Raw genomic sequence first — 3,567 nt, 5'->3', positions numbered from 1 at the left:
AGGTCGGTTTCTTCCAGCAGTTGCCGGGCGCGTAGGAGGCGTGGCTGCGCCTGGCGGCCACCGACCGCAGCCAGATCGCCGACCTGGGGGCGTGGTTGACCACGGTGGTCAGCCGGCTGTGCCTGGACCGGATGCGGTCCGCCGCGGCACGTCGCGAGCACTACGTGGGCCCGTGGCTGCCGGAACCGATCGTGCGCGACGTGTCCGAGGACCCGGGCGAGATCGTCAGCGGGCAGGACGACCTGCGGTTCGCCGCACTGCGGGTGCTGCACGAGCTGTCCCCCGAGCAACGCGTGGCGTTCGTGCTGCACGACGGCTTCTCCGTGCCGTTCAGCGAGATCGCCGACATCCTCGACTGCACGGTCGCGGCCGCCCGCCAGCACGCCTCCCGGGCCCGGCGCGCGCTGGCCGACGCCGACCCACCGCCACCCGCGGCCCTGGCGGAGCAGCAGCAGGTGCTGCAGGAGCTGGTGGAGGCGGTGCAAGCCCGGGACATCACCGCGGTGGCGCGGGTGCTGCACCCGGACGCGGTGGTCTACGGCGACAGCGACGGCAAGGCCCGCACCGCGCGGCGCCCGATCGCCGGGGCCGACAAGGTCGCCAGGTTCGCCGTCGGGCTGGCCCAGAAGTACGGCGACGAGCTGTTCACCAACTCCCGCCCGGTGCTGGTCAACGGCGAGCTCGGGCTGCTCCTGGCGGGTTCACCACAGGTGGCGCCGCGGGTGCTGACCGTCGCCGTGCGGGACGGGAAAGCAGCCGCGATCTTCGACGTGGTGAACCCGGAGAAGCTCACGCGGGTGCCGTGGTGAGCGCTCAGCCCACCCGCTCGGCCACCCGCGGATACGCCTTCGTGGACAGCTCGGCGAGCAGTGGGCGCCGCAGTGCCGCCGAGACCCCGGACAGGATGGCTTCCTTGACCGCGATGGCGGCCTTTCCGCGCAGCACCCGGTCCTGCGGCGAGTCGTCGGGGTTGACGAATTGGACGAGTCCTTCGCGTCGGCCGAGGCTGATGCACTGCACCACGTAGCGGAAGCGCAGTGGCCGCGCCGGTCGGCCGGCCAGCCGGTCGGCGATCGCGCGGGCCGCGGCCAGCGCGGACGGCATGGCGGTGGCGCAGGCCATCCGCAGGTCGCGCCCGCCGGGTCCGGGGATCGCGGCGGCGTCGCCGACGGCGTAGACCTGGGGGTGGGAGACCGAGCGCAGCGTCGTGTCGACCACGATCCGCCCGTGCCGGTCCGTGGTGAAGCCCGCTTCGGCGGCCAGCGGCGGGGGCTGGAATCCCGCGCTCCACACCACCAGGTCAGCCGGGTGGTGGCCGCCCGGGACCGTCAAGCCGTCCGCCCCCACCTCGGTCACCTCGGTGTTGTCGTGCACGTCGACGCCGAGCCGCGTCAGCACCTCGTGCACGTGCTCCCGGCCCCGTTCGGAGAGCCCTTCCCCGATCGGGCCGGCGGTGAACAGCGCGGTCTTCACCTGCGGGAAGCTCTCCGCCAGCTCGGTCGCGGTTTCCGCCCCGGTCAGCCCGCCGCCGACCACGGCGACCGTGTCCGCTTGCTCCACCGCTTCCCGCAGCCGCAGGGCACCGTCCAGTTCGGCGACGGTGTGGGCGTGCTCGGCGACCCCCGGCGCGGCGGTGGCGCCGGTGCGGCTGCCGAGCGCGTAGAGCAGGGTGTCGTAGTGCAGCGGGGCTGCCTCCCCGAGGTGCACCAGTTGGTTCTCCGGGTCGATGCCGGTGACCAGGCCGATCTTCAGTTGCACCCGGGTTCCGCGCAGCAGCTGGCGCAAAGGGGGGCTCGGCAGCCTCTGGCCGGTTGCGATCTGGTGCAGGCGCACCCGGTGCACGAACTCCTCGCGTTGGTTGACCAGCACGATCTGGGCGTCGGTCAGGGCGGACAGGCGCTTCGCCGCGGACAGTCCCGCGTAGCCGGCGCCGAGGACGACGATGCGGTGCGACATGTGCTTGCCTTTCGGGTTGTTCCGGGCAACGGCCCGTGGAGTGTCTTCAGTGGACCTGGCTGACCGGGCAGGAGTCGGCGAATCCTTGCGCGGTGATCCCCATCGCGTGGTTGAAGCGGGAACGCAGGTTCTCCAGGGCGATCAGGAAGGTGAGTTCGACCGTGCGCTTGTGGCCGAGCTGCCGGTCCAGTTCCGCCACCTGCTGATCGGTGACCTGCATGGGCTGCGCGGTCATCGCGTCGGCGTACTCGATGACCTTCCGCTCCAGCTCGGTGAACTTCTCCGAGGTCGCGTACCGGTCGATCTCCCGCAGCCGCTCGGTGTCCAGCCCTGAGTAGCGCTGCTGCATCTCGCCGAAGTCCACGCACCAGGAGCAGCCGATGTTGACGGCGACCCGGTAGAGGGCGAGCTCCCGCAGGTCCTCCGGGAGGGATTTCCCCGCCTGCTGCACCATTCCTTCGGTGGCGCAGTAGGTGAGCAGCAGCGGCTGGTGGTGCGCCAGCACCGCCATCGGCTCCAGGACCGCGGTGTAGCGGCGCCGGGAGAACCGGTACAGCAGTCTGGTGATCCAGTTCGCCCGCTGCTGGGGAACGGCTGGAATGCGTGGCATGGGCTGTGCTCCCTGGTCGTGAGCCCCGCTTCGGGGCAGCTCACCGGGATGACGAGACAGCCCGCCCGGATGTGACAGCTCAGCTCGGATCGGTGACGCGGGCCAGGAAGTACAGCGAACCGGAGGCCTGGTGCCGGACCAGGAACAGGAAGGGGCGGTCCACCTCGACGGTGATCGGGTCGGGTTCGCGGACGGCCGAGGTCAGCCGCATCATCGCCGCGGTCGCCGCGGCGCCTTCCAGCCCGGATTCGTCGACCTCCAGCACCGACTGGTGCACCAGGGTCGAGATCCGCAGCGATTCGCTGGTCAGCGGAGTGAAATCAGCCGCCGGGGTGAACACCGTGCGCACGCCGAGGGCGCTCATGCTGCCCTGCAAGTCCGGTTCGCCGGTGACTTTGAAGCGGGGCAGGAGCAGTTCGACGCGCTGCTGCTCCACCGCGTCCAGCAGCTGCTGCAGCCGGGTCGGGGTCAGCTCCTGTTCCCGGGTGGGGAGGTCGTCGGGCAGCAGGACGAGCGCCTCCACCCCACCGGCCGCTGGCAAGCCGACGAGCTGCCACCCGTCCACCGCGGCGTAGCCGAGCCGTCGCGTGGTGCGCATGGTGGGGACTTCCCGGTCTCCGCCCGGGGCGTGGAACACCCGCTGGGTCGTCTGGTGCTGGTCAAACGGTTCCTTCCAGGCGACCTTGAGGTAGAGGGCGTTGACCAGGGAGGCGACCGTGTCCGGGTCGACGGTGCCCGGGGGCAGCAGTTCCGGGATGAGCTGCCGGGTGGTCTCCGCGACGTCGGAGTTGATCAGCTTGCGGGCTTGTTCCGGCTCGGAGCGGAAGGGCGCGGTGCGGACCGCGCTGCCCGGCCAGGCGGCGAGTTCTCCGAGGAACTGCTGGTTCAGCGACAGGTCCTGGTGGACCCACAGGGTGTTGGCGACTGCCAGCACCGGGGGTTCACCGCTGGGGGCCGGGGCGAGTTCGGCTGCTGCGGCGAGGGGGCGCAGCGCTGCGGCT

Annotated in this window: 4 protein-coding genes; 1 reads left to right on the top strand and 3 read right to left on the bottom strand. The window is 71.5% G+C overall.

What is annotated here, in order from left to right:
* Positions 1–44 precede the first annotated feature (44 nt).
* Positions 45–809, top strand: coding sequence for an RNA polymerase sigma factor SigJ (gene sigJ / locus SREC43747_RS0118895; RefSeq protein ID WP_081722694.1), 765 nt, complete (start codon positions 45–47; stop codon positions 807–809).
* Between the two features lie 4 nt (positions 810–813).
* On the opposite strand, the gene SREC43747_RS0118890 is transcribed toward sigJ, so the two are convergent.
* The 3 genes from SREC43747_RS0118890 to SREC43747_RS0118880 form a co-directional block, all read right to left on the bottom strand.
* Positions 814–1,956 carry an NAD(P)/FAD-dependent oxidoreductase gene (locus SREC43747_RS0118890; RefSeq protein WP_051388154.1) on the bottom strand — a complete coding sequence of 381 codons (1,143 nt, stop codon included), beginning with the start codon at positions 1,954–1,956 and terminating at the stop codon, positions 814–816.
* A 46-nt stretch (positions 1,957–2,002) separates the two neighbouring features.
* Complete coding sequence (locus tag SREC43747_RS0118885) at positions 2,003–2,566, bottom strand: carboxymuconolactone decarboxylase family protein (RefSeq protein ID WP_029722946.1); 564 nt, start codon at positions 2,564–2,566, stop codon at positions 2,003–2,005.
* A gap of 79 nt (positions 2,567–2,645) precedes the next feature.
* A partial coding sequence (locus tag SREC43747_RS0118880; protein ID WP_029722945.1) for a serpin family protein occupies positions 2,646–3,567 on the bottom strand: 922 nt, incomplete at its 5' end.

It is taken from the genome of Saccharopolyspora rectivirgula DSM 43747 (genome assembly GCF_000497205.1).
Classification (GTDB): Bacteria; Actinomycetota; Actinomycetes; order Mycobacteriales; family Pseudonocardiaceae; genus Saccharopolyspora; species Saccharopolyspora rectivirgula.
This window is presented reverse-complemented; position numbering and strand designations above follow the sequence as displayed.